This window comes from Lentibacillus populi, assembly GCA_014642895.1.
GTDB lineage: Bacteria > Bacillota > Bacilli > Bacillales > Amphibacillaceae > Lentibacillus_C > Lentibacillus_C populi.
Genome location: BMJD01000001.1, coordinates 137,215 through 162,269 on the forward strand (window position 1 = coordinate 137,215; position 25,055 = coordinate 162,269).

The following is a 25,055-nucleotide window of genomic DNA, read 5'->3' on the forward strand; positions in this document are numbered from 1 at the left end:
GCTTGTTATAGTGAGGTTGTTGCTTTTTTTACCCCTTGCTCCAGACTATTGACCATTTCCTGTTTTTCCTGTTCATCGGACTGTTTCCAGATTAATTCAAAAAGCACCCCTAACCCGGGCAGCATTTTTTCTTCGCCATTTTGAATAGCATCGACAATCGTTGCTTCCAATTGCTCCTGATCATTTGCTGCAATATTCGTTACTATAGCTTTCCGCAAATTTAAATCCAAGCAGATCACCTCTTCGTATATAGTAGGATTAACGTTAGTTTGACCGGAACAGGGGGAAATATGTATGATGGAACAAGATAAAATGAACCCGAGGATGTGTGCTTATGATTACTTCTATTCAAAATGATAAAGCAAAACAATGGCATAAACTAAAAAAGAAAAAAGAACGCGTACGATCAAAAACCTTTTTAATAGAAGGCTTTCACTTAATTGAGGAGGCACACGCAAGTAATTGGAAAATTGAAGAGTTCATTTTGCTGGAAGGAACCGATGCACCTGGTTTTTCAACGGATTATCCGGTTTTTATCGTTTCCCCCTCCGTTTTTAATCATATATCCGAAACGAAAACACCACAGGGAATTGCAGCAGTTGTCCGTATGAAGGCTTCTGTGTGGGAATCATTCGAAAAAGTGCTGCTTGTCGATGCCGTGCAGGATCCGGGTAATTTGGGAACAATGATCCGAACGGCTGATGCTGCTGGGTTTGATGCCGTCATTCTTGGGGAGAATACGGTCGATATGTACAATAATAAGGTAGTTCGTTCTACACAGGGATCCCTTTTTCATATTCCGGTTTTTCAGGAAAGCTTATTGGCAAAAATTCCTGTGTTAAAGGATGAAGGATTCACCGTTTGGGCATCAGCATTAATGAATTCAGTCCCTTTTACGGCAATTACCCCTGACAGAAAGGTAGCATTAATTATCGGGAATGAAGGTGCAGGTATTACGGAAGAAATCATCCATTTAGCAGACCATTGTGTAAAGATCCCGATTTATGGAAAGGCAGAATCATTAAACGCCAGTGTTGCCGCCGGAATATTAATGTATTATATCAAAGCAAAGGCGTAAGTGCCCGGTTAGCGGCGTATGGACTGCGCCCTGCCATGCAGGGTGGTTCGGTGTTGCTGCCGGGAGCAGCGGTCTTAACCGAACATTCCTGCCGTAGGAGATAAAGGAAACATGCCCCTGCAAAAGGGGTAGACGTGAGTTGGACGCAAAGTCTGTTCTTAGTCGGCCTTCCTCCTTCCCCGAACCGATGTTGACTTATCGTACGGAGGCGGGTGTTGTCCATTAGCCGCTGGGCGCTGGAGCCGGACGTGGCCAATCCTGGTGTAAGTTAAATAGAGCTAGAATTTTTTTGATTTCTTTCTTGAAGGGCTAACTATTGCAACATGTCACGATTTTATCTATAATAGAAAGTAAATTTTTTATAATATGCTATGAAAGAGACAATTATCAATAAAAAGTGGTCAAGGGAGGAAATGTCCTGGACTGAAAGCATTTCTGCCACGTCATTGTTAATTTTTCACTCTGGAGCCGACACTTGGACCTTGGGTAACAGAAATGTATGATGTTGAATTCTTCTGCTATTGCAAGTAAAGGTGTTCCGGATTTTTCCGTTATCAAGTTTAAGCAGGACACAGAATAATTGTGTCAACAAGGGTGGTACCGCGACTCGAAAGCCTCGTCCCTTATTTAGGGGATAAGGCTTTTTTTGTATTTCATAAAGGAGGTTTATTAATGAAGAAGCAATTGGAGGCACTAAAAGCAGAAGCGTTAGCACGTATTGCCGAAACAAATGACAGAAAAGAGCTGCAGACGATCCGTGTTGCCTATTTAGGGAAAAAAGGATCGATTACCGGGATTTTAAAAGGTATGGGAAAGCTGCCCAAGGAAGAACGACCAGTAATAGGTGAGGTTGCCAACCATGTCAGAGAATCGATTACCGAAGCAATCGAACAAAAAAATGAAACACTTGAACAACAGGCATTGGAACAGCAGCTCATGAACGAAACGATCGATGTGACATTGCCAGGACGCCCTGTTCCAAAGGGAGGAGCGCATTTATTAACGAAGATCGTGAAAGAAATTGAAGACCTGTTTATCGGCATGGGGTTTGAAGTAAGAGAAGGCCCAGAGGTCGAAACAGACTATTACAACTTTGAGGCATTAAATTTACCGAAACATCACCCTGCACGGGATATGCAGGACACATTTTATATTACAAATGAACTGTTATTACGGACACACACATCCCCGGTTCAGGCCCGAACAATGCGAGAGTATGAAGGAAACAAGAGTGTAAAGATGATCTGTCCAGGGAAGGTTTACCGCCGTGATACAGATGATGCAACCCATTCCCATCAATTTACACAAATTGAAGGTCTATATGTCGATAAAGATGTGCGCATGAGTGATTTAAAAGGAATATTGGACGTATTTGCGAAAAAATTGTTCGGTATTGATCGGGAAATTCGTCTGCGACCAAGCTTTTTCCCGTTTACTGAACCGTCAGTTGAAATGGATATTTCGTGCAAGGTTTGTCATGGAAAGGGATGCTCGGTATGTAAGGGAACAGGCTGGATCGAAATTCTTGGTGCCGGTATGGTACATCCCAATGTATTGTCCATGGCAGGTTACGACCCGGAAGTGTACACGGGATTTGCTTTTGGCATGGGTCCCGAACGGATTGCGATGCTGAAATACGGTGTTGATGATATTCGTCAATTTTACACAAATGATAAGCGGTTTTTGAAGCAATTTCATACGATTTAAGTTAAGGGGGTATAGAAACAGTGTTAGTTTCTTTAAATTGGCTAAAAAACTATGTTGATCTTGGAAATATTTCACCTGAAGCACTTGCTGAGAAAATAACGAAGAGCGGTATTGAGGTGGATGGAATTGAATATATTGCGGAACAGAGTAAGGATGTCGTTGTCGGGCTTGTTACAGAATGTGACAAACATCCGAATGCCGACAAATTAAATCTTTGCCAGGTGGCCATTGGTGAAGATGAGACGTTGCAAATTATTTGCGGAGCACCGAATATTAAACAGGGGCAAAAAGTAGCTGTTGCCAAGCCAGGTGCAGTATTACCGGGGAATTTTAAAATAAAAAAGGTAAAATTACGGGGAATCGAATCGAATGGCATGATCTGTTCGCTTCAGGAATTGGGGATTCAAGATAAGTATGTGCCAAAAGATGTAGCGGATGGAATATTCGTTTTCCCGGATGATGTTGAAGTTGGTCAGGATGTGACACCACTCCTGAACCTCGATGATGCCATTTTGGAATTTGACCTGACACCTAACAGGGCTGATTGTTTAAGTATGTTAGGAGTTGCTTACGAGGTGGCAGCAATCCTTGATCAAGCACTAAATTTACCAGAAGAAAAGGTTACACCAGCCAGTGAAAATACTGCTGATTATATATCTGTTCAAGTAGAGGACAAGAATTTAAATCCATTTTACGGTGCTTTTATCGTAAAAGATATACAAGTTGGGCCATCACCATTGTGGATGCGCAATTATTTGATGGCAGCAGGAATTCGCCCAATTAATAATGTGGTTGATATTACCAATTACGTGTTGCTTGAATATGGTCAGCCATTACATGCGTTTGATTATGATCGCCTGCAATCAAAGGAAATTGTTACGCGTCGTGCTGATGAGAACGAAACAATTGTCACTTTGGATGGCCAGGAACGTCAATTGTCAAACCACAATCTGGTTATTACAAATGGAGAAGAACCGGTTGCACTTGCCGGTGTAATGGGTGGTGCCAATACAGAAGTTCATGACGGAACACGTACAATTATGCTTGAAGCTGCTTATTTTGATCCGTCCTCCGTCAGAAGAACGGTAAAAGATACCGGATTGCGTAGCGAGTCAAGCACGCGATTTGAAAAGGGCATTGACCCAAATCGTGTAAAGCATGCCGGAGAAAGAGCATGTCAGCTACTTGAGAAATATGCCAATGGAAAAGTTTTAACTAACCCGGTTGTTGTGGATGTACTCAATTATACGGAAAGAGAAGTTACCGTTAATCGAGACGAGATTAACAAACGGCTTGGCACGGAAATCACAACAGCAGAGATTGCCGATATTTTAACAAAATTACGTTTTCAATACGAAGAAACGGATGATAAATTCCATGTACAAGTTCCAACGAGGCGTGGCGATATTGCCATTTTTGAAGATATGCTGGAGGAAGTGGCGCGAATATATGGTTATGACAATTTACCATATACGCTGCCAGCAGGAGCCTCGCAAGCTGGTGCCCTTACAGAGCGACAATTACTAAAGCGTGAAGTTAAAAGCTTTATGCAGGGAGCTGGACTTTTGGAAACGATCACTTATTCTCTGACGCGTGAAGCTTATATTGCAAAGCTGATCAGTCCAGAGGTAAAGTGTGATAATTTGTCGCCGGTAAAGCTTTTTATGCCTATGAGTGAAGATCATAAATATTTACGATTAAGCATCCTTCCAGAATTGCTGCATGTTGCATCGTATAACCAGGCTCGAAATCAGGAGGATATTGCTTATTATGAGCTAGGCTCCATATTCGTTTCCCATGAAAAACAATTAACAAAGCAGCCTGATGAGCGATTACGCTTGGCTGGTGTATTATCAGGAAACTGGCTGGTACATGAATGGCAGCAGGAAAAGAAAGCTGTTGACTTTTATGTTGCAAAAGGAATTGTTGAAGGGTTATTTGATCTTTTGGAAATTCCTGTTACATTTAAGCAAGCGGTACTACCTGACATGCATCCGGGCAGATGTGCCACCATTTCGATTGATGGGGAGATCATTGGGTTTACCGGACAGGTTCACCCATTACTTGCAAAGCAGCTTGACTTGAACGAGACATATATCTTTGATATCAACATGGAAAAAGTATTTGCTGCACACAAAAATGTTCCAAGCTACAAGCAAATTCCGAAATACCCATCGATTGTACGTGATATCGCGTTTGTTCTGGATGAACACGTGCAAGCAGGGGATGTCAAGCGAGTTATCCAGCAAACTGGAGAAGACCTTGTTAAGGATATTCAAATTTTTGATGTTTATATAGGTGACCATTTACCTGAAGGAAAGAAATCAGTTGCATATAGACTGCTTTATCAGGATCCTTCGCGAACGTTACAGGACGAAGAGGTGGAGGAGTCGTATCAAGCGATCATTTCAGCCGTAAATGAAACGTTTCATGCATATGTAAGGTCATAATTGAAATCCCTGTTCCCCAGGAGTGTTTCCTGGAACAGGGATTTTTTTAAAAGATAAGAAAGTATATAAATTTAGGCTCTATTCTGCTCTCAGCAGAGTAGGCCACGTCCGGCTCCAGCGCCCAGCGACTAGTGGACTTCCTTCGCCTCCGTACGATAAGTCAACATCGGTTCGCTTCCAACTCACCGTGTTTCCTTTATCTCCTACGGCTCAGTCCAGTCCATACGTCGCTAAACGGGCGCTTGCGCCTTTGTTCTAGTGTATCGGGCGCGCCAGTAGGGAGAACGGGAACCATTATATCAACCGGAGAGTGAAGAATATCGGCTCGAAAATAGAAACATCCCCCGGGGAACGATAACATCGCCCCGAGGGCTGGAGTATCGGCCGGAGAGTTGGAACATCGGCCCGAGAGCTGGAACATCGGCCGTAGCGAGAGGAATATCGGCTCGAAAATAGAAACATCCCCCGGTGAGCAATAACATCGACCTTAGAGCGGGAACAGCAAGACATCTTCCAAAATTCGCAAGCATCGTCTAGAAACGGAAAACGCTCGCCTCCATAAACGTTTATCACGTATTAACGGGCCACCTCTATGCGAGAGTAAACAACAAGCGTGCAGGTGGGGAATAAACAGCCAGTAGATTCCTGATTTTAGGAATAAAGACTAAAACTGTCACGTCCGCATGCCTTCGCCTGTACTAACACGTCCTGTGCGTCGGAATCCCCCTACTGAATGAAGTTTCACTTTATAAATATTTCTCCGCCTTCTTCGTATTAACAAAATGTGTTTTTGCACAGGTATTTAATATTGTTTTCCCCTTCATGTTGATTATTTTAGCGATTGCTTGATCAACCAAGTTGGAAGCTCCTTTTGGCAGGGTTATTCCCAGCCGATCAGAAAGCAGATCCATTTCGTTTAAAAAACTTGTCCGGGCAAGTATAGATGCCGCAGCAACAGCGATGGAATAGCTTTCAGCTTTTGTCATGAAATAAGTCTTTTCCGCGATCTTTTCCTGCTCACTGGCCAGATATTTGTTATACAATCCTGGTTCACAAAACTGGTCCACTATAATCCCTTCAATTGCTTTCGGATCAAGCTTTTTCAAGACGTTGTTAATTGCGTGATGGTGCAGCATCGCCTTCATTTTCCCTTGCGACCAGCCTTGATTTTTCAGTACATTATATTTTTCATTACGTAATACTAATAGCGAATAGGTAATATCAAAATCTGCTATTTTTTTAGATAGATGCCGGATTGTAGTATCTGTAAGATTTTTAGAATCCTGAACACCTATTTGCTTCAATGTTTGTATTTGTTCTGCTTTTACATATGCACAGGCGACAGTAACCGGTCCAAAGTAATCTCCAGTTCCCGCCTCATCCGAGCCTAGATGTGAATTATTAAATAAATTGGCTGGCGGCGTGTACTGGTGCTTAGCATTTGTGACCGGCTTCTTTTTTAATAGGGGCTGTTCACCGGTATTTTCTTTTAACCATTTTGCTGCTTCTTTTTCAGGTGACTTTCCTTGAAATAGCACTTTTCCCGAACGGTATGCTGTTATCACGGCATCGGCTGTTTTTGCTCGAAAAATTGCGCCCTGTGGGGTGGGCGTTGTAAAATCTGCATAATATTGGTGCATTTCCTTTATTATCGAAGCCGGTATAACATGAACACGCTGTGGCATTAGTATCTCTCCTATCATTCGTTATTTCTACTATAGCAAAGGATTTACCATTTAAAAAGGTTAATAATTACAGTTTCCTAATTAACATCTTCATGTTAAGATAAAGGGAAGAGCAAAAGCGGAAGCGTCCGGTTAGCGGAGCTACTGGGGGGCTGGAGCTGGACATTGCTGATGCAGATGTTCAGTTATCCTTAGGTTTCAAATATTGATACTTTCCTAGATAACAATTTTTTGAGGGGGTAGCCGTGTGACCCAGAATGGTAAAACACGAATAACGGTTGAAATACATAATAAATCCTATACAATTGTTGGAACGGAACCAGCTCATCACGTTCGTCTCGTTGCAAGTCTGGTTGATCAGAAAATGCATGAAATCCAGGAAGCAAATAAAGACCTGGATACAACAAAATTAGCGGTTTTAACAGCCGTAAATTCGATGAATGATTATTTAAAATTAAAAGAAGACTACGCAAAATTGCTAGGTTCAATAAATAAGAAAGAGGACAAATAACGTATGGTTGATTTAATTATCATTGTTTTATTGCTTTTTGGTTTTTTAATGGGGTTAAAGAGAGGGTTTATCCTGCAGGTATTTCATTTAATTGGTTTTATTGCAGCATTTATTGTTGCTGTCATTTACTACGACAATCTGGCAGCAAAATTAGCACTTTGGATCCCATACCCGGACTTGTCAGGTGACAGCTCATGGGCCGTTTTTCTGCAATCACTTCCGCTTGAGACGGCTTTTTATAATGCCATTGCCTTTGCGATTATCTTTTTCGCAACGAAAATTATTTTACAAATCATTGCATCGATGCTGGACTTTGTAGCTGAATTACCAATTTTGCATTCAGTTAATCGTATTTTGGGCGCAGTATTGGGGTTCGTTGAAGTTTATCTGCTCCTGTTCGTGATTTTGTATATTTTAGCGCTGACACCTTTAGGCAATGTACAGACATGGATAGGTGATTCATCCTTTGCCCAGCTGATCATTGAACATACACCAATATTGTCTGCCAAGTTGAAAGATTTATGGTTTACAAATCCGGAAAGTTTACTTGATATGTAGTGTCTGACTGATTCAAACGAGTAGAGTATACCTTGTATCTCGTGTACAATAGGTATCAGCTTGCACGAATCAGTCTTTTTATTAAGTAAAGTAAAAAGTTTGAGGCGCTATTATAATTACAGTAGAGTAGGCCACGTCCGGCTCCAGCGCCCAGCGGCTAGTGTGCAACACCCGCCTCCGTACGATAAGTCAACATCGGTTCGGGGAAGGAGGAAGGCCGACTAAGAACAGACTTTGCGTCCAACTCACGTCTACCCCTTTTTTAGTGGCATGTTTCCTTTATCTCCTACGGCAGGAATGTTCGGTTAAGACTGCTGCTTTGCGCAGCAACACCGAACCACCCTGCATGGCAGGGCGCAGTCCATACGCCACTAACCGGGCGCTTACGCCTTTGTTCTTGAATAGGTTAAGGAAAGTCGAGTGAGTCGATGATGACAATAAATAAAAAAGATGTTTTAACATTACTGGAAAAAATTGCAGTTTATTTGGAATTAAAAGGGGAAAACCCCTTCAAAGTTTCTGCTTATCGTAAAGCTGCACAAGCACTTGAACGTGATGACCGCTCATTATCCGAGATGGACGATTTTACGAAAATAAAAGGGATTGGCAAGGGCACGGGAGCAGTTATTAATGAATTTTTGCAAAATGGTGAGTCGGATACACTAAAGCAATTGGAAAAGGAAGTTCCTCCAGGTTTGATTCCGTTACTAAATCTTCCGGGACTTGGTGGAAAAAAACTGGCGAAGTTATACCAGGAACTAGGTGTAACGGATGCCGCTTCGTTACAAACTGCATGTAATAGCGGGGCAGTTGAAAATCTGGCTGGCTTTGGGAAAAAATCAGCTGAGAAAATAGTAAAGGCCATAAACGACGCAAATAAACGGCCGGAGCGATTACCGATCGCCACCATGTTACCGTTGGCCGAAAAAATAGAGGCATCATTAGCGGAAATCCCTGCAATTAAATCCTTTTCACGTGCTGGGAGCTTACGGCGAATGCGTGAAACAATCAAAGATTTGGACTTTATTATCGCAACGGAAGCCCCCGTTGAAGTTCGGGATGCGCTTTTACAACTGGAGCATATTAAAGAAGTGATTGCCAGCGGAGAAACAAAAGTATCGGTGACTCTGGATGATATTTTCGCTATCAATGTCGATTTCCGGATTGTCAAACCAGAGGAGTTTGCTGTAGCCTTACATCATTTCACAGGGTCAAAGGAACATAATGTTGCGATGAGGCAGCTTGCCAAAACCCAGGGTGAGAAGATTAATGAATACGGAATTGAAATCGACGAAACAGGTGAAACACTAACGTTTGATAATGAGGAGAAGTTTTTTAAGCATTTCGGTTTAACTTACATTCCCCCGGAAGTAAGGGAAAATACCGGTGAAGTAGAGGCATTTAAAAGTGCAACCGAGCTTGTGCAATTACAGGATATCCGTGGCGATTTGCACATGCATACAACATGGAGTGATGGGGCACAGTCCATTGAAGAGATGATAAAACAGGCTCGGGGTAAAGGGTATGAGTATATTGCCATTACCGATCATTCCAAATTTTTACGTGTTGCCAACGGGTTAAATGAAACAAGACTGAGGAAGCAGCGTGAAGAAATTGCCAGATTGAATGAAAAGTATTCGGATATTCATATTTTTGCTGGTGTGGAAATGGATATTTTACCAGATGCAACACTTGATTTTAATCATGAATTTTTACAGGAGATGGATTTTGTAATTGGCGCGATTCATTCCAGTTTCAGCCAGTCAAAAGATAAAATAATGAAACGATTGTACACTGCATTGGAGTGTCCATACGTAACGCTTATTGCCCATCCAACAGGCAGGTTGATCGGACGGCGCGATGGTTATGCAATCGATGTTGATCAATTAATTGAGCGAGCTGGTGAAACGGGAACAGCTTTAGAAATAAATGCGAATCCCAACCGGCTGGATTTATCAGCAGAATGGGTTCGAAAAGCACAAGATGCAGGAGTCGCCATTGTCATCAATACAGATGCCCACAGCTTCCAAATGCTTGAACATATGGTTTATGGAGTAGGTACCGCTAGAAGAGGCTGGCTAAGGAAAGAAACGATTTTAAATACATGGGAAAAAGCGAAACTTATTGAGTTTATCAACCGTAAAAGGTAGTAATACGGGTTTACTGCCATCTATATCCCCGGAACTTCGTAAATCATTGCAGCAAATAAGAGAAGTTCCATTTAATGATAAAGGAGCAAGAAGGTATGAATGAACGGATTCTTCGTGTACTGGAATACAATAAAATAGTGGAACAATTAACGAAACAGGCAGCAACATCCTTGGGTAAGGAGCTTGCCTCTTTCTTAAATCCAGCTACTGATTTAGCGACGGTAAAGGTACTTCAACAGGAGACTGACGAAGCGGGACTGGTAGAACGGCTAAATTTATCCATCCCGCTCGGCGGCATTTCCGATATTAGGGCAAGTGTAAAGCGAAGTGTAATTGGCGGAGTTTTAAACACCAGTGAATGCCTTGATATTGCCAATACTATATATGGCGGCAGACAAGTAAAAGATTTTATTGAGAAGCTGGAAGAAGATGTTCCGATACTAAGAGCACTTGTGCAGCGGATTACACCACTCCGTGAATTGGAACGCCGAGTTAAAAGCTGTATCGATGATCACGGACATGTGATGGACAGTGCATCTGAAAAATTGCGGGGGATCAGGTCCCGGATCCGTACATGTGAATCAAGAGTCCGTGATAAACTGGACGATTACCTTAAAACAAAAAGTAATATGCTTTCCGATGCACTTATTACGATCCGGAATGACCGGTACGTTCTGCCAGTAAAGCAGGAGTATCGCGGATCAGTTGGCGGAATTGTTCATGACCAATCTGCTTCAGGGCAAACATTATTCATGGAACCGAAAGCAGTAGTTGACGTCAACAATCAGCTACAGGAAGCAAGAGCAAGTGAAACCCAGGAAATCGAACGTATTTTACGGGATTTAAGTGCACAAATAGCCGGTGCTGAAACCTTTTTACTTGAAAATACGACCGTTTTAGCAAAAATCGATTTTATGTTTGCCCGTGCCAAATTAGGCAAACAAATGAAAGCAGCGATGCCAAAAATGAATGATCAAGGTCTGATCAAAATGAAGCAGGCACGCCATCCACTAATACCGGAAGATGAAGTTGTTGCGAATGATATCGAAATTGGGGAATCATTTACATCCATCGTCATCACCGGACCGAATACCGGGGGCAAAACTGTGACATTGAAGATGGTTGGTTTATGCACCTTAATGGCACAATCCGGTCTGCAAATACCAGCATTTGATGGCTGTGAACTGGCTGTTTTTGAACAGGTTTTTGCCGATATTGGTGATGAACAATCGATCGAACAAAATTTAAGTACCTTTTCATCACATATGACAAATATCGTCAACATTATGAAACACGTCGATGATAAAACATTAGTACTATTTGACGAGCTTGGGGCAGGAACCGATCCACAAGAGGGTGCAGCACTGGCCATGGCGATTTTGGATGAGGTTGTTTCCCGAAATGCACGGGTTATTGCAACAACACACTATCCGGAATTAAAGGCATATGGCTATAACCGGAAAAATGTGATCAACGCCTCTGTCGAATTTAATGTTGAAACATTACAGCCGACATACAGATTATTGATTGGTGTGCCAGGGCGGAGCAATGCCTTTGAGATTTCAAAACGGCTAGGGTTGAACGAGTCCATCATCGAACATGCGAAAGACCACATTGGGGTAGATTCTAAAAGTGTTGAGAACATGATCGCCTCCTTGGAGCAATCACAAGTTCAGGCAGAAAAGGATTATGAAGAAGCGCATCAGATTTTACTTGCAAGTGAAAAGTTGCGCGATGACCTGCAAAAAGAATGGCGGCAGTTTGCAGAGAAACGGGAAACATTATACAAAAAGGCTGAAGAAAAGGCGGAAAAGGCATTAGAAAGAGCGCGCGATGAAGCAGAAAAAATCATTGATGAAATCCGTTCAATGAAATCTGCCGACAATCTGAAAGAACATGAGTGGATTAAGGCAAAGAAAATGCTGGAGGAGGCGAAGCCGAATCTGTCTTCCAAAAAAAATAAGGAATATCCACATGAAGCGAAACAAGCGAAAAAAGAACTTCATCCGGGTGATGAAATAAAATTATTAACTGTAAACCAGCAAGGAACTGTTTTAGAAAAAATAAGCGAAGAGGAATACCTTGTCCAGGTTGGCATAATGAAAGTGAAAGTAAAGCGTGGTGACCTAATGGCACTTAAAAAGCAAAAACAAGTAACAGACAAGCCATTAGCAATGGTCAAAGGATCAAGCTATCATGTCAGTCCTGAGCTTGATTTGCGCGGGGAGCGTTATGAGGATGCGTTACTTTGCTTGGAAAAATATATTGACGATGCATTACTGGCTGGTTATCCGAAAGTATCGATCATTCATGGGAAAGGAACCGGAGCGTTAAGATCAGGTGTAAAAGAATTTGTCAAGAAACATCCGCGGATTAAAGACAGTCATCAAGGTGCAATGGGTGAAGGTGGAAGAGGCGTAACAATAATTGAGCTGCAGTAAGGAAATGCAAACGTGTATTTCCAAAAGAGCGGTTAGCGGTTGGACGAAAGAGCCGGTTTTCTGTATTAGATCCATAAGAACTGAAAGCTTGGGAGATGGGGTGTCATGAAAATGGGAGCTTTTTGGGAAAATATCTTTGTCGAAACAGCCGCACATTATAGTGTAGTTATCTTATGTACGATCGTATTCTTAGCCATTTTTGAGCTAGTCACATCGTATAAAAACTGGGAGGAGATTAAAAAGGGAAATTTTGCAGTGGCAATGGCTACAGGAGGGAAAATCTTTGGAATTGCTACGATTTTCCGCTATTCCATCGAACACAATGATACATTGCTGCAGAGTATCGGCTGGGGCGTGTTTGGTTTTGTTTTGCTATTAGCAGGCTATTTTATTTTCGAGTTTTTAACACCAACAATAAAAATTGATAAAGAAATCGGTAGTGGAAATAAAGCGGTTGGATTTATTTCCATGCTGATATCAGTAGGATTATCTTTTGTAATTGGGGCAAGTATAAGATAAGGGGAGAACAAGAGTGGAAACGCTAGCGAAAGTACTAATTGTTGTCGCAATCATTTTTGTCATTGTTGGCATTGTTTATCTAATTTAATTATCAATTTCTCCCCTGATTTAATCATAAATATTTCAAAAAATAAAAATAAACCTTATAATGGGAAGTAACAAGGTAGTGAGGAGGAGATTAGATGGGGGAAGAAAAACGGTGGCATGCTCATTATCCAAAAGAAATACCTGCAAGCATAGCCTATGATGAAAAGCCATTACATGCTTTTTTGATGGAGGGTGCCAAACGTTACAAGGAAAAGAAAGCGCTTCACTTCATGGGGAAGGAACTGTCATTTGAAGAAGTATGTGTGCAGGCAAAAAAAATGGCCTGCTACATGCAAGCATTAGGGCTGAAAAAAGGGGATCGTGTTGCTGTTATGTTACCCAACAGTCCACAATCCGTTATCAGCTATTATGGTGCCCTAATGGCAGGTGCGACAGTTGTACAAACAAATCCCTTGTACAAAGAGCGTGAATTGGAATATCAGCTGAATGATTCCGGTGCAACGTTCATCGTCTGTCTGGATATTCTTTTGCCAACAGTAACAAATGTACGGGAATCGACAGCTGTCAGACACACTATTGTTACCGGTATTAAAGATTACTTGCCATTTCCCAAAAACCTTATTTACCCGTTTATTCAAAAGAAACAATATAAAATGGTTGTTAAACCTGAACAAACGGATGATACCCATATATGGTCCCGGATTATGGCAAATACGTCAGATAACTACACCGAAATTGACGTTAATCCCAAGGAAGATCTGGCATTATTACAATACACCGGCGGCACTACAGGATTTCCAAAAGGCGTAATGCTGACCCATTACAATCTTGTCGCCAATGTACAAATGTCTCAGGCCTGGCTGTATAAAGCAGAACGAGGCAAAGAGGTTGTCTTAGGTGTATTGCCGTTTTTCCACGTTTACGGGATGACAACCGTCATGAATATGTCCATTATGTTTGGAGCAAAAATGGTGCTGCTGCCAAAATTTGATGCAGAAGAGGTATTAAAAACGATTCAAAAACAAAAAGCAACGTTATTTCCGGGAGCACCAACAATCTATGTTGGTCTATTAAACCATCCCAACTTAAAAAAATATGATCTAGCTTCAATTGAGGCATGTATCAGCGGCTCTGCTCCTTTGCCAGTTGAGGTACAAGAGCAGTTTGAAAAAGTAACAAATGGCCGTTTGGTGGAAGGATACGGTTTAACCGAATCATCTCCGGTAACCCATGCCAATTTCGTTTGGGAAAAACGGGTGAATGGAAGTATTGGAGTTCCGTGGCCGGATACAGATGCTAAAATTCTCTCGCCCGATTCCTTAGAGGAAGCAGATATAGGTGAGGTTGGCGAACTTGCAGTTAAAGGGCCGCAAGTGATGAAGGGCTACTGGAATAAGCCGGATGAGACGGAGAGTGTACTGAAGGATGGCTGGTTACTAACAGGTGATCTGGGGTATATGGATGAACAAGGCTATTTTTATATTGTTGACCGGAAAAAGGATATGATCATTGCCGGAGGATATAACATTTATCCTCGTGAGGTTGAAGAAGTCCTTTATGAACATGAAGGCGTGCAAGAAGCTGTTGTTGCCGGCATACCGGATGCATATCGCGGGGAAACGGTAAAGGCTTATATTGTATTAAAATCCGGCTATCAGCCAGATGAAAAAGAATTAAACAAATATTGCCGGAAACATCTGGCGGCATATAAGGTACCACGCATATATGAATTCCGTGATGAATTGCCAAAGACAGCAGTTGGGAAAATCTTAAGAAGAAAATTAGTTGAAGAAGAAAAAGAGAAAAACACGGATAACAGCAAAACCGTTTGAGCAGCTCGCTCTCTTTTACCTGCTTAGTGGACAAGTACAATATTGACAGAATCCATTTGTCCCGGTACAATAAATATGAATGATTATTCATTCATTTTATTAATGGGTAGCACTAAGGGGATAGACATGAACAAAAATAAACCGAAATTCAAACAAATTATTGAAGCAGCTGTTGAAGTGATTGCAGAAAACGGCTATCATGCTTCACAGGTCTCTAAAATTGCCAAAAAAGCTGGTGTCGCTGACGGAACAATCTACTTATATTTTACCAATAAGGAAGATATTCTTGTCTCGTTATTCGAGGAGAAAATGGGACAGTTTATCGATCAAATTGCAAATAGCATTCACAAGAAACAAAATGCCAGTGAAAAATTGTTTACATTAATTGAAATGCACTTTCGTCAACTGGCAGATGATCATCATTTGGCAATTGTGACTCAACTCGAATTGCGCCAGTCAAACAAGGATTTGCGTTTAAAGATTAATAATGTCCTTAAGCCTTACTTAGCTGTTATTGATCACCTCATTTTAGAGGGGATTGAGGAAAAACTCTTCCGTGAGGACTTAAATCTTCCGCTGGTGCGGCAAATGATTTTCGGAACTTTGGATGAAATTGTGACAAATTGGGTAATGAAAGATCAGAAGTATGATTTATTGGATCAGGCTTCACAAGTACACACATTACTAGTTAATGGATTAAGTATGAAATAGGAAAAGCGCTTACACGTTTTTCTAGTTACCTGTTCCATTTTCTGCTATTATATTGATATAGAGGGGGTAATAAATTGTGGGAACGTTATCGTATGAGGCGGCAAATCATGTTGCGACTCTGACTATTCAAAGTCCGCCGGCAAATGCTCTATCCAGTGCGTTATTACAAGATTTATCCGAAAAATTGGATGAGATTGAAAAGAATGAAACAATCAAAGCTGTCATTTTAAAAGGAGAGGGAAGGTTCTTCTCAGCTGGTGCTGACATCAAAGAGTTTACATCCTTGCAAAAGGCTTCCGATTATCAATCGCTTTCGGAAAAAGGACAGCAATTATTTGCGCGTGTTGAACATTTTCCTATACCGGTAATTGCTGCAATCCATGGTGCTGCACTGGGCGGCGGATTGGAACTGGCAATGTCATGCCATATCCGTATCGTCGCTGAAAACGCTAAACTGGGTTTGCCGGAATTAACACTGGGAATTATTCCAGGATTTGCAGGAACCCAGCGCCTGCCACGTTATGTCGGTACTGCAAAGGCTTACGAGATGATACTAAGTGGTGAACCGATCAGTGGAAAAGAGGCAAGCGGTTTAGGGCTTGCTAATCAGGCGGTCGCGGAGGCTGACGTTTTATCAGAAGCTACTAAACTAGCAGAAAAAATTGCTGCTAAAAGTAAACCATCGATTACCCGTGTAATGAATTTAGTTCCATATGCCATTACAGATCAGTTTACAGCCGGAGTGAAAGCAGAAGCAGCTGCATTTGGCGAAGTTTTTGGCTCAGAGGATGCAAAGGAAGGCGTACAGGCGTTTATTGAGAAGCGTAAGCCTGATTTTCAAGATAAATAGACGAGGAGGATTTTACATGAATATCTATGTATTACTAAAAAAGACGTTTGATACCGAAGAAAAAATTGCTGTCTCAAACGGACAAATTGAAGATGATGGTGCAGAATATATCATTAATCCCTATGATGAATATGCAGTTGAAGAAGCGATCAACCAGCGCGATGCCCATGGTGGAGAAGTAACAGTAGTGACGATTGGGGATGAAGATTCAGAGAAACAGCTGCGCACAGCACTTGCAATGGGGGCTGACAAGGCAGTTTTGATTAATACAGAAGATGATTTGGAAGATGGTGACCAGTTTACTACTGCAAAAATACTGGAAGCATTTTTTGATGAAAAGGATGTTGATTTAATTTTAGCTGGAAATGTTGCGATTGATGAAGCAAGTGGTCAGGTCGGCCCGCGACTGGCAGAGCGTCTGGACATTCCGTACGTCACGACCATTACCGGTCTGAAAATCGATGGTAATACCGTCTACATTGATAAAGACGTAGAAGGTGACCTTGAAAAAGTGGAAACAACCTTACCAGTGCTTGTCACTTGTCAGCAAGGATTAAATGAGCCGCGTTACCCTTCACTTCCGGGTATTATGAAAGCAAAGAAAAAACCGCTGGAAGAATTAGAGATTGATGATCTTGACTTGGATGAAGACGAATTAGAACCAAAAACAAAAACAATTGAGATATTCTTACCACCGGAAAAGGAAGCGGGAAGGGTGCTTGAAGGTGAACTGGATGCCCAAGTGAAGGAACTAGTTTCTTTGCTTAGAAATGAAGCAAAAGTACTGTAAACGTTTATGTGCGTGTTTAAAGAGCCGCTTATCATTTGGTGACTTTTTGAACATCATCTTAATGAAAGAAAGGGGAAATACTGATGAGTGATAAACTATTAGTTATTGGTGAAACAAGAGATGGTTCATTACGTAATGTGACATTTGAAGCAATCGCTGCGGCGAAAAAAATAAATGCTGATGGAGAAATTGTTGGTGTAATCTGTGGTGACGATGACCTGGAATCACAAGCGAACGAAATGATTCACTTTGGTGCTGACCGGGTTGTTACTGTTAAACACGACAATTTAAAAACGTATACATCTGAAGGCTATGGCCAGGCTGTACTGGCGGTGATGAATGAAGAATCCCCAGACGGAATTGTGATGGGCCATACGGCAATTGGAAAGGATTTAACACCGAAGCTTGCCAGCAAATTGGAAATTGGTCTGATTTCGGACGCGACAGAAATTGAAGCTGACGGTGATAAAGTCGTATTCACAAGACCAATTTATTCCGGGAAGGCGTTTGAAAAGAAAATCGTAACGGATGATGTTACGTTTGCTACGATTCGTCCAAATAATATTCCAGCGCTTGACCGTGATGAATCCAGGACTGGAGATATTACCGCAATGGACGTTGATGTAACAGATATTCGTACGGTTATTAAAGAAGTAATCCGAAAAGCATCTGAGGGTGTTGATTTATCTGAAGCGAAAGTCATCGTCTCTGGTGGTCGTGGCGTGAAAAGTGCGGATGGTTTTAAACCACTGCATGAGCTTGCAGACCTATTAGGCGGAGCAGTCGGTGCTTCACGTGGTGCGTGTGATGCAGAGTATTGTGATTACTCCTTGCAGATAGGTCAAACCGGTAAAGTTGTAACGCCGGATTTATATATTGCTTGTGGCATTTCTGGTGCAATCCAGCATCTGGCAGGAATGTCCAACTCAAAAGTAATTGTGGCAATTAACAAGGATCCTGAAGCAAATATATTTAATGTAGCCGATTATGGAGTTGTTGGTGATATATTTGAAGTTATTCCGCTATTAATTGAAGAGATTAAAAAAATGAAAGAAGAAGTTAAAGCGTAAAGTGTTTTCTGGTTGTTGCCAAACTAAAGCATAATTGTCTGAGGGCAGCCTGATCAATAAAAAGATCAGGCTGTTCCCAATATGTAATGAATAGGCTTCATGTTTTGTAAGCAGACTATTGGCTAGGAAAACGTAACGATGGTATACTCATTAAAAGCAGGATATGAGGAGGGAATAGAATGGCGATTGCACATGTAACAGATCAAAACTTTGCAAAAGAGACTGCTGAAGGTTTAGTTTTAGCTGATTTTTGGGCACCATGGTGTGGACCTTGCAAAATGATTGCTCCAGTTTTAGAAGAAATTGATGGAGAAATGAGCGATAAAGTACAAATCGTTAAACTGGATGTGGATGAAAACCAGGAAACAGCAGGTAAATTTGGTGTTATGAGTATTCCGACATTGTTATTGTTTAAAGATGGCAATGTTGTTGATCAAGTTATAGGTTTTCAGCCTAAAGAAGCTTTGGTTGAATTAATTAATAAACACGCTTAATTAGCGAATAGCGAGGTTACACTTATAATCAAAGATTATCCCTTGTTACTATTGTGACAAGGGATTATTTCTGGTTTATAATTAGTGTGGGGGAATGAATATGAATCAGACAATTAAAGAGAAATTAGCTGTACTCCCTGCGCTGCCAGGCTGCTATTTAATGAAAGATAAACATAATACGGTTATTTATGTTGGTAAATCGAAATTGTTAAAAAACAGGGTCAGATCCTATTTTACAGGTGCCAATGATCGTAAGACACAGCGTTTGGTTCAAGAAATTGAAAACTTTGAGTACATTGTTACATCTTCAGAAATCGAAGCACTTATTTTGGAAATGAATTTAATAAAAAAATATGACCCAAAATACAATGTATTGTTAAAAGATGATAAATCCTATCCGTATTTAAAAATAACGAATGAACGACATCCGCGTTTACTTATTACAAGACAAGTTAAAAAGGATAAGGGTAAATATTTTGGTCCATATCCGAACGTATTAGCGGCGAGAGAAACAAAAAAACTGCTTGATCGTTTATATCCACTAAGAAAATGTAATAATCCGCCAGGCCGCTTTTGTCTGTATTATCATATGGATCAATGCCTGGCATGCTCGGAAACACCCCCGTCAGAAGAAACGTATAAAGAAATTGTGCAGAGTATTACTTCGTTTTTAAATGGGGGACATAAAGAAATTAAAGCCGATCTCAAACGCAAAATGGCCGATGCCAGTGCAGAGCTGAATTTTGAACGGGCGAAAGAAATGCGTGACCAGATTCAGCATATTGAAGCGGTGATGGAGCAGCAGAAGATCACCTTAAATGATCAAGTGAACCGTGATATATTCGGGTACAGCTATGACAAGGGCTGGATGTGTATTCAAGTCTTTTTTGTCAGGCAGGGAAAACTTATTGAACGGGATGTAGCTATCTTTCCGTTTTTCGATGAGCCTGAGGAAACATTTGTTAGCTATATTGGCAGGTTTTATTTGCATCAACATCACCCGAAGCCAAAACAAATTCTTGTTCCGGTCGGCAGTAATGCAGAGCTATTACATCAGCTTTTGGAAATTGATGTCCATGTGCCACTAAGAGGACGGAAAAAGGAATTGGTTGAATTGGCAATGAAAAATGCTTCTATTTCACTGAAAGAGAAGTTCTCACTTATCGAGCAGGACGAGTCACGGACAATTAAGGCTGTTGAACAATTAGGGGAAGTATTGAACGTAGAAACGCCGCATCGCATTGAAGCATTTGATAATTCGAATATTCAAGGAACGGATCCAGTTTCAGCAATGGTTGTTTTTATTGATGGGCGTGCAAATAAAAAAGAATATCGAAAGTACAAAATAAAAGATGTCCAAGGTCCGGATGATTATGAGACAATGCGTGAAGTTATCCGCCGCCGCTATTCACGGGTATTGAAGGATCAGCTGCCACTTCCGGACTTAATTATCGTTGATGGTGGAAAGGGGCAAATGAGCGCTGCATTGGATGTGCTGGAAAATGAATTGGGTCTGGATATTCCCTTATGCGGATTAGCAAAGGATGACAAGCATAAAACAAGCGAACTGCTTTATGGATTCCCGCCAGCTATCATTCCTTTATCACGTAAATCCCAGGAATTTTACCTTGTTCAGCGCATTCAGGATGAGGTGCATCGGTTTGCAATATCGTTCCACAGACAACTACGCGGGAAAAATCTATTTCAATCTGAATTGGATAAAATACCTGGCGTCGGTCAAAAAAGGAGAAGGTTGTTATTGACTCATTTTAAATCGGTCGGAGAAATTAAACAGGCATCGATTGAGGATATAACGAAACTGGGCATTCCTAAAAATATCGCAGAACAGGTAATTACTTATTTAAACGAGGACAAAGATGAAGAAATTGGGGAATCTCCCGATTGAGCGTATTTAAAAAAAGGTACTGTCACTCTTCTTGAACAGTACCTTTTTATGCTGGTTATGTATAAATGACCGAAAATTCAACTTGGAAGATTTTTTTATGAATTTCTTCCAGACATTCGCAGGACACGCCCTTTACCAGCTGGAGGGATTCGGCCAGAAACCCTGCTTCAATCCGGAATTCTGCTGGAAACGGGGCATTTATTCGATTGGCTACGGGATCAGCCATCAGGTGAAAAATGAGTTCCTTTCTTTTTTCCTTTACCAATTCCAGTCGTCCCCATCCAAGCTTTTCAAAGGTATGATATACATCGTCAAGTGATGCAATATCCAGTTTTCTCGCAAGATTTCTCCCGATAAAATATAATAATGTGTCCGCCTCTGTTCCTAGTAATTCAGGTAAACTTATGTATCTGAGAACATCATAACCGGCACCAGTAGACTTTAGTTCGTCCAGCTTGGAAATGGATAATAATTTCGGCTCTTTTGCCATTGTATTCACACCCTTTCTATTAGAAAACAAAACAATCTACTACATTTGGATGTTAATAGACAGGTTAAGTCGGTTAGTTTTATTATCCATTTTCTTAAGCGGTTGTGCAATACCCATTTACGGTTTTTTTATTTCATTTCAAATTAAATACCATGCCTTTCTGCTTTTAACATAATGGAAATAAAAACGGAGGGGTGTCACTATGTAAAAATTTCTAGCTTGTTTTCTTGACGCTAATTGTAGATAGAAGTACAATGAATGTGTCACAAATTGTACATTTTTAGGCAGTAAAGGGAACAACTAATGGATAATGGATTACTGTTTAGAAACCCGTGCAACTCACAAAATAATACAACATAAGTTAAGGGGGGTAATACATAGTGGAACATCGCGAATTTGGGTATCGCAGACTGCACTCGCTGTTAGGGGTAATTCCAATTGGTCTCTTTTTAATTGTACACTTGGTAGTGAATCATTTTGCTGTGTATGGGGAGGAGAACTTTAATAAAGCGTCAGAGTTCATGGAAAGCTTGCCGTTTTTGATTGTTTTGGAAGTATTGATCATCTATCTTCCCATTTTATTTCATGCGATTCTAGGCGTGTATATTGTCTTTGTTTCCAAAAATAACTATACAAAATATGGTTATTTCCGTAATTGGATGTATTTTTTTCAGCGTGTATCCGGAATCATCACGCTCGTTTTTATTGCTTGGCATGTATGGGAAACTCGTATTCAAATCTGGTTAGGCAATGCATCGCTGGATTTTGGACTAATGGAAGGTATCCTGACTAATCCTTTTATGTTCTGGTTCTATATTGTAGGACTGATTTCAACTACATTCCATTTTGCCAATGGCCTGTGGAGTTTCTTAGTGTCCTGGGGATTCACACAATCACCAAGATCACAGAAAATAGCTACATATGCTACATTAATCGTGTTCCTGGCAATCAGCTATATCGGAGTTCGAGCAATCATTACATTTGCTTATGGAGTTTAAGATAATTATTTAGGGAGTGAGCATTAATCATGAGTAATCGCAAAGTTATTGTTGTCGGCGGCGGTCTTGCCGGTTTGATGGCAACAATCAAAGCAGCTGAAGCAGGTGTCCATGTAGACCTGTTTTCAATTGTGCCAGTAAAACGTTCTCACTCTGTATGTGCCCAAGGTGGTATTAATGGTGCAGTAAATACGAAAGGTGAAGGAGATTCACCTTGGAAACACTTTGACGATACAGTATACGGCGGTGACTTCTTGGCTAATCAGCCGCCGGTAAAAGCGATGTGTGAAGCAGCACCAGGTATTATAAATTTGATGGATCGTATGGGGGTTATGTTCAACCGTACTCCAGAAGGTTTACTTGACTTCCGCCGCTTTGGCGGTACCGATGTTCACCGTACAGCATATGCTGGGGCAACTACAGGACAACAATTGTTATATGCACTTGATGAACAGGTTCGGCGTTTTGAAGTAAATGGATTAGTAACAAAATATGAAGGCTGGGAATTTGTTGGTGCAATTATCGATGAGGAAGGCGCAGGCAAAGGTATTGTTGCACAAAATATCAAAACACACGAGATCAAATCGTTCCCATCTGATGCAACCATATTCTCAACCGGTGGACCCGGGATCATTTTTGGTAAATCAACTAACTCCATGATTAACACCGGTTCCGCAGCAAGTATCCTTTATCAGCAAGGTGTAAAATATGCGAACGGGGAGTTTATCCAAATTCATCCAACCGCAATTCCAGGGGATGATAAACTGCGTCTCATGAGTGAGTCCGCTCGTGGTGAAGGGGGCCGTATTTGGACTTACAAAGATGGTGAGCCTTGGTACTTCCTTGAGGAGAAATATCCTGCCTATGGAAACCTGGTTACCCGAGATATCGCAACTCGTGAAATTTTTGACGTGTGTGTGAACCAAAAACTTGGTATCAACGGTGAAAATATGGTTTACCTTGATTTGTCTCATAAAGATCCGAAAGAATTGGATGTTAAGCTTGGCGGTATCATTGAAATCTATGAAAAATTTGTCGGCGACGATCCGCGTAAAGTACCAATGAAAATTTTCCCTGCAGTACATTATTCCATGGGCGGTATGTGGGTTGATTACGATCAAATGACCAATATACCGGGAATATTCGCATGTGGTGAATGTGATTATACACAGCATGGCGGAAACCGTCTAGGTGCGAACTCGCTATTGTCAGCGATTTATGGTGGCTCTGTAGCAGGTCCAAACGCAATTAAATATATTGATGGTCTCGATAAACATGTTGCCGATTTATCCTCGAAAATGTTTGATGACAGAGAAAAAGAAGAACAAGAAAAATTTGAGAACATGATGAAGATGGATGGCGATGAAAATGCCTATCAGCTCCATCAGGAATTGGGTGAATGGATGACGGATAATGTCACCGTCGTGCGCTACAATGACAAGTTGCAGAAAACGGATGAGAAACTTCAGGAGCTTCAGGAACGCTGGGAAAATATTAATGTGGAAGATACATCACGCTGGAGTAACCAGGGGATTATGTTCACGAGGCAATTAAAGAATATGCTGCATTTAGCCCGTGTCATTACATTGGGTGCATACAACCGTAATGAAAGCCGCGGCGCCCACTATAAACCGGATTATCCGGATCGTAATGATGAGGAATGGCTAAAAACAACGATTGCTACGTTTGATGCAGAGAAAGATGCACCGGATATATCATATGAAGAGGTAGATACTTCTTTAATTAAACCAAGATTACGTGACTACACGAAAAAACACTGAGGAGAAGGGGATAACAATGGCTGAACAAAAAACAGTTACGTTTATTATAACACGTCAAGACAGCCCGGATTCTGCTCCTTATGAGGAAACATTTACTATTCCTTATAGACCAAATATGAACGTTATATCCGGGTTGATGGAAATACGGAAAAACCCAGTTAATGCAAAAGGCGAGAAAACAACACCGGTGCAATGGGATATGAACTGTCTGGAAGAGGTTTGCGGGGCTTGCTCGATGGTGATTAACGGTACAGCTCGGCAATCTTGTGCTGCACTGGTCGATAAGCTGGAACAGCCGATTCGTCTGGCACCAATGAGTACCTTTCCAGTAGTTCGCGACCTTATTGTTGATCGTGAGCAAATGTTTGATGCGTTGAAACGGATTAAAGCTTGGATTCCAATTGACGGTACGTATGACCTGGGGCCTGGGCCACGCATGCCGGAGAAAAAACGGCAATGGGCATATGAATTGTCAAAATGCATGACTTGTGGCGTGTGTGTAGAAGCATGTCCAAATGTAAACGATAAGTCAAACTTCATTGGACCATTCGCTCTTTCTCTGCCCCGGTTGTATAATGCGCACCCAACAGGTGAAATGAATAAAAGTGAACGTCTGGAAGCATTAATGGAGGATGGAGGAATCTCCGGATGCAGCAATGCGCAAAACTGTGTTCAGGTTTGTCCAAAAGGAATCCCGTTAACTACTTCAATTGCAGCAATGAATCGCGATACAAATATACAGGCATTTAAAAGTTTCTTTGGCAGTGACCACATATAGATTTTTACATTTGTATATAACGATAAATGGTCCTTACCCGTTTGTGGCAAGGACTATTTTTCACTTTAAGTGCGTGTTCAAAAAGTCGCCGAATGAGAAGCAAGAAGGTCGAGGCGGCGTAGCTTTGAGCACCGGAGTGTACATAAAAAAGGTACATGAGGAGCGGAAAAGCAAGCGGGCGACTCGATTCGCCGCTTATCATTTGGTG

General features: G+C 41.3%; 21 protein-coding genes. 18 read left to right on the forward strand and 3 right to left on the reverse strand.

What is annotated here, in order from left to right:
* Positions 1-5: 5 nt before the first annotated feature.
* The gene (gene sspI, locus IEX12_RS00710; protein WP_088050818.1) at positions 6-230 is read right to left on the reverse strand and encodes a small acid-soluble spore protein SspI; all 225 of its coding nucleotides are present in this window, start codon (positions 228-230) and stop codon (positions 6-8) included.
* 104 nt (positions 231-334) lie between these two features.
* Between sspI and IEX12_RS00715 the strand changes: the two genes are divergently transcribed.
* From IEX12_RS00715 to pheT, 3 genes are all read left to right on the forward strand, one after another.
* Complete coding sequence (locus IEX12_RS00715; RefSeq protein ID WP_102415049.1) at positions 335-1,078, forward strand: TrmH family RNA methyltransferase; 744 nt, start codon at positions 335-337, stop codon at positions 1,076-1,078.
* A gap of 672 nt (positions 1,079-1,750) precedes the next feature.
* Positions 1,751-2,785 (forward strand): phenylalanine--tRNA ligase subunit alpha, encoded by a 1,035-nt coding sequence (gene pheS / locus IEX12_RS00720; RefSeq protein ID WP_188724552.1) that lies wholly within the window; start codon positions 1,751-1,753, stop codon positions 2,783-2,785.
* 20 nt (positions 2,786-2,805) lie between these two features.
* The gene (pheT, locus tag IEX12_RS00725; RefSeq protein ID WP_088050815.1) at positions 2,806-5,235 is read left to right on the forward strand and encodes a phenylalanine--tRNA ligase subunit beta; all 2,430 of its coding nucleotides are present in this window, start codon (positions 2,806-2,808) and stop codon (positions 5,233-5,235) included.
* 746 nt (positions 5,236-5,981) lie between these two features.
* On the opposite strand, the gene rnhC is transcribed toward pheT, so the two are convergent.
* Complete coding sequence (gene rnhC, locus IEX12_RS00730) at positions 5,982-6,920, reverse strand: ribonuclease HIII (protein ID WP_102415052.1); 939 nt, start codon at positions 6,918-6,920, stop codon at positions 5,982-5,984.
* Positions 6,921-7,167: 247 nt separating this feature from the next.
* On the opposite strand from rnhC, the gene zapA reads away from it, so the two are divergent.
* From zapA to uvrC, 12 genes are all read left to right on the forward strand, one after another.
* A complete protein-coding gene (gene zapA, locus IEX12_RS00735) occupies positions 7,168-7,431 on the forward strand; it encodes a cell division protein ZapA (protein WP_088050813.1) in 264 nt (87 codons plus the stop codon).
* 3 nt (positions 7,432-7,434) lie between these two features.
* Positions 7,435-7,989: a CvpA family protein gene (locus tag IEX12_RS00740; RefSeq protein ID WP_088050812.1), complete on the forward strand. Its 555-nt coding sequence runs from the start codon at positions 7,435-7,437 to the stop codon at positions 7,987-7,989.
* 431 nt (positions 7,990-8,420) lie between these two features.
* Positions 8,421-10,139: a DNA polymerase/3'-5' exonuclease PolX gene (gene polX / locus IEX12_RS00745; RefSeq protein WP_188724553.1), complete on the forward strand. Its 1,719-nt coding sequence runs from the start codon at positions 8,421-8,423 to the stop codon at positions 10,137-10,139.
* A 95-nt stretch (positions 10,140-10,234) separates the two neighbouring features.
* On the forward strand, positions 10,235-12,580 hold the full coding sequence (locus tag IEX12_RS00750) for an endonuclease MutS2 (RefSeq protein WP_188724554.1): 2,346 nt from the start codon (positions 10,235-10,237) through the stop codon (positions 12,578-12,580).
* A 111-nt stretch (positions 12,581-12,691) separates the two neighbouring features.
* On the forward strand, positions 12,692-13,099 hold the full coding sequence (locus tag IEX12_RS00755; RefSeq protein WP_088051019.1) for a DUF350 domain-containing protein: 408 nt from the start codon (positions 12,692-12,694) through the stop codon (positions 13,097-13,099).
* A 182-nt stretch (positions 13,100-13,281) separates the two neighbouring features.
* Positions 13,282-14,979: a long-chain-fatty-acid--CoA ligase gene (locus IEX12_RS00760; protein ID WP_088050810.1), complete on the forward strand. Its 1,698-nt coding sequence runs from the start codon at positions 13,282-13,284 to the stop codon at positions 14,977-14,979.
* A gap of 126 nt (positions 14,980-15,105) precedes the next feature.
* Positions 15,106-15,690: a fatty acid metabolism transcriptional regulator FadR gene (gene fadR, locus IEX12_RS00765; RefSeq protein WP_088050809.1), complete on the forward strand. Its 585-nt coding sequence runs from the start codon at positions 15,106-15,108 to the stop codon at positions 15,688-15,690.
* Positions 15,691-15,766: 76 nt separating this feature from the next.
* Positions 15,767-16,540, forward strand: coding sequence for an enoyl-CoA hydratase (locus IEX12_RS00770; protein WP_088050808.1), 774 nt, complete (start codon positions 15,767-15,769; stop codon positions 16,538-16,540).
* Between the two features lie 16 nt (positions 16,541-16,556).
* On the forward strand, positions 16,557-17,330 hold the full coding sequence (locus IEX12_RS00775; protein ID WP_188724555.1) for an electron transfer flavoprotein subunit beta/FixA family protein: 774 nt from the start codon (positions 16,557-16,559) through the stop codon (positions 17,328-17,330).
* An 83-nt stretch (positions 17,331-17,413) separates the two neighbouring features.
* Positions 17,414-18,400 carry an electron transfer flavoprotein subunit alpha/FixB family protein gene (locus IEX12_RS00780; RefSeq protein WP_088050806.1) on the forward strand — a complete coding sequence of 329 codons (987 nt, stop codon included), beginning with the start codon at positions 17,414-17,416 and terminating at the stop codon, positions 18,398-18,400.
* Positions 18,401-18,579: 179 nt separating this feature from the next.
* Positions 18,580-18,894, forward strand: a complete 315-nt coding sequence (gene trxA / locus IEX12_RS00785) for a thioredoxin (RefSeq protein ID WP_088050805.1) — start codon at positions 18,580-18,582, stop codon at positions 18,892-18,894.
* Between the two features lie 100 nt (positions 18,895-18,994).
* Positions 18,995-20,800, forward strand: coding sequence for an excinuclease ABC subunit UvrC (uvrC, locus tag IEX12_RS00790; protein ID WP_088050804.1), 1,806 nt, complete (start codon positions 18,995-18,997; stop codon positions 20,798-20,800).
* A gap of 55 nt (positions 20,801-20,855) precedes the next feature.
* On the opposite strand, the gene IEX12_RS00795 is transcribed toward uvrC, so the two are convergent.
* Positions 20,856-21,290: a YslB family protein gene (locus IEX12_RS00795; protein ID WP_088050803.1), complete on the reverse strand. Its 435-nt coding sequence runs from the start codon at positions 21,288-21,290 to the stop codon at positions 20,856-20,858.
* A gap of 377 nt (positions 21,291-21,667) precedes the next feature.
* Between IEX12_RS00795 and IEX12_RS00800 the strand changes: the two genes are divergently transcribed.
* The 3 genes from IEX12_RS00800 to sdhB are packed head-to-tail and all read left to right on the forward strand — an operon-like array spanning position 21,668 to position 24,847.
* Positions 21,668-22,288 (forward strand): succinate dehydrogenase cytochrome b558 subunit, encoded by a 621-nt coding sequence (locus IEX12_RS00800; protein ID WP_286170819.1) that lies wholly within the window; start codon positions 21,668-21,670, stop codon positions 22,286-22,288.
* Positions 22,289-22,317: 29 nt separating this feature from the next.
* Positions 22,318-24,069, forward strand: coding sequence for a succinate dehydrogenase flavoprotein subunit (gene sdhA / locus IEX12_RS00805; protein ID WP_088050801.1), 1,752 nt, complete (start codon positions 22,318-22,320; stop codon positions 24,067-24,069).
* A gap of 16 nt (positions 24,070-24,085) precedes the next feature.
* Entirely contained in the window at positions 24,086-24,847 is a 762-nt protein-coding gene (gene sdhB, locus IEX12_RS00810; protein ID WP_088050800.1) for a succinate dehydrogenase iron-sulfur subunit, read from the forward strand.
* The last annotated feature ends 208 nt before the right edge of the window (positions 24,848-25,055 follow it).

Coding starts and splice junctions, on each gene's coding strand:
- IEX12_RS00715 (WP_102415049.1), top strand. CDS start 335: ATGATTACTTCTATTCAAAATGATAAAGCAAAACAATGGCATAAACTA.
- rnhC (WP_102415052.1), bottom strand. CDS start 6,920: ATGCCACAGCGTGTTCATGTTATACCGGCTTCGATAATAAAGGAAATG.
- IEX12_RS00775 (WP_188724555.1), top strand. CDS start 16,557: ATGAATATCTATGTATTACTAAAAAAGACGTTTGATACCGAAGAAAAA.
- IEX12_RS00780 (WP_088050806.1), top strand. CDS start 17,414: ATGAGTGATAAACTATTAGTTATTGGTGAAACAAGAGATGGTTCATTA.
- sdhB (WP_088050800.1), top strand. CDS start 24,086: ATGGCTGAACAAAAAACAGTTACGTTTATTATAACACGTCAAGACAGC.
- polX (WP_188724553.1), top strand. CDS start 8,421: ATGACAATAAATAAAAAAGATGTTTTAACATTACTGGAAAAAATTGCA.
- IEX12_RS00760 (WP_088050810.1), top strand. CDS start 13,282: ATGGGGGAAGAAAAACGGTGGCATGCTCATTATCCAAAAGAAATACCT.
- IEX12_RS00755 (WP_088051019.1), top strand. CDS start 12,692: ATGGGAGCTTTTTGGGAAAATATCTTTGTCGAAACAGCCGCACATTAT.
- IEX12_RS00740 (WP_088050812.1), top strand. CDS start 7,435: ATGGTTGATTTAATTATCATTGTTTTATTGCTTTTTGGTTTTTTAATG.
- trxA (WP_088050805.1), top strand. CDS start 18,580: ATGGCGATTGCACATGTAACAGATCAAAACTTTGCAAAAGAGACTGCT.
- pheS (WP_188724552.1), top strand. CDS start 1,751: ATGAAGAAGCAATTGGAGGCACTAAAAGCAGAAGCGTTAGCACGTATT.
- IEX12_RS00750 (WP_188724554.1), top strand. CDS start 10,235: ATGAATGAACGGATTCTTCGTGTACTGGAATACAATAAAATAGTGGAA.
- uvrC (WP_088050804.1), top strand. CDS start 18,995: ATGAATCAGACAATTAAAGAGAAATTAGCTGTACTCCCTGCGCTGCCA.
- IEX12_RS00795 (WP_088050803.1), bottom strand. CDS start 21,290: ATGGCAAAAGAGCCGAAATTATTATCCATTTCCAAGCTGGACGAACTA.
- fadR (WP_088050809.1), top strand. CDS start 15,106: ATGAACAAAAATAAACCGAAATTCAAACAAATTATTGAAGCAGCTGTT.
- sdhA (WP_088050801.1), top strand. CDS start 22,318: ATGAGTAATCGCAAAGTTATTGTTGTCGGCGGCGGTCTTGCCGGTTTG.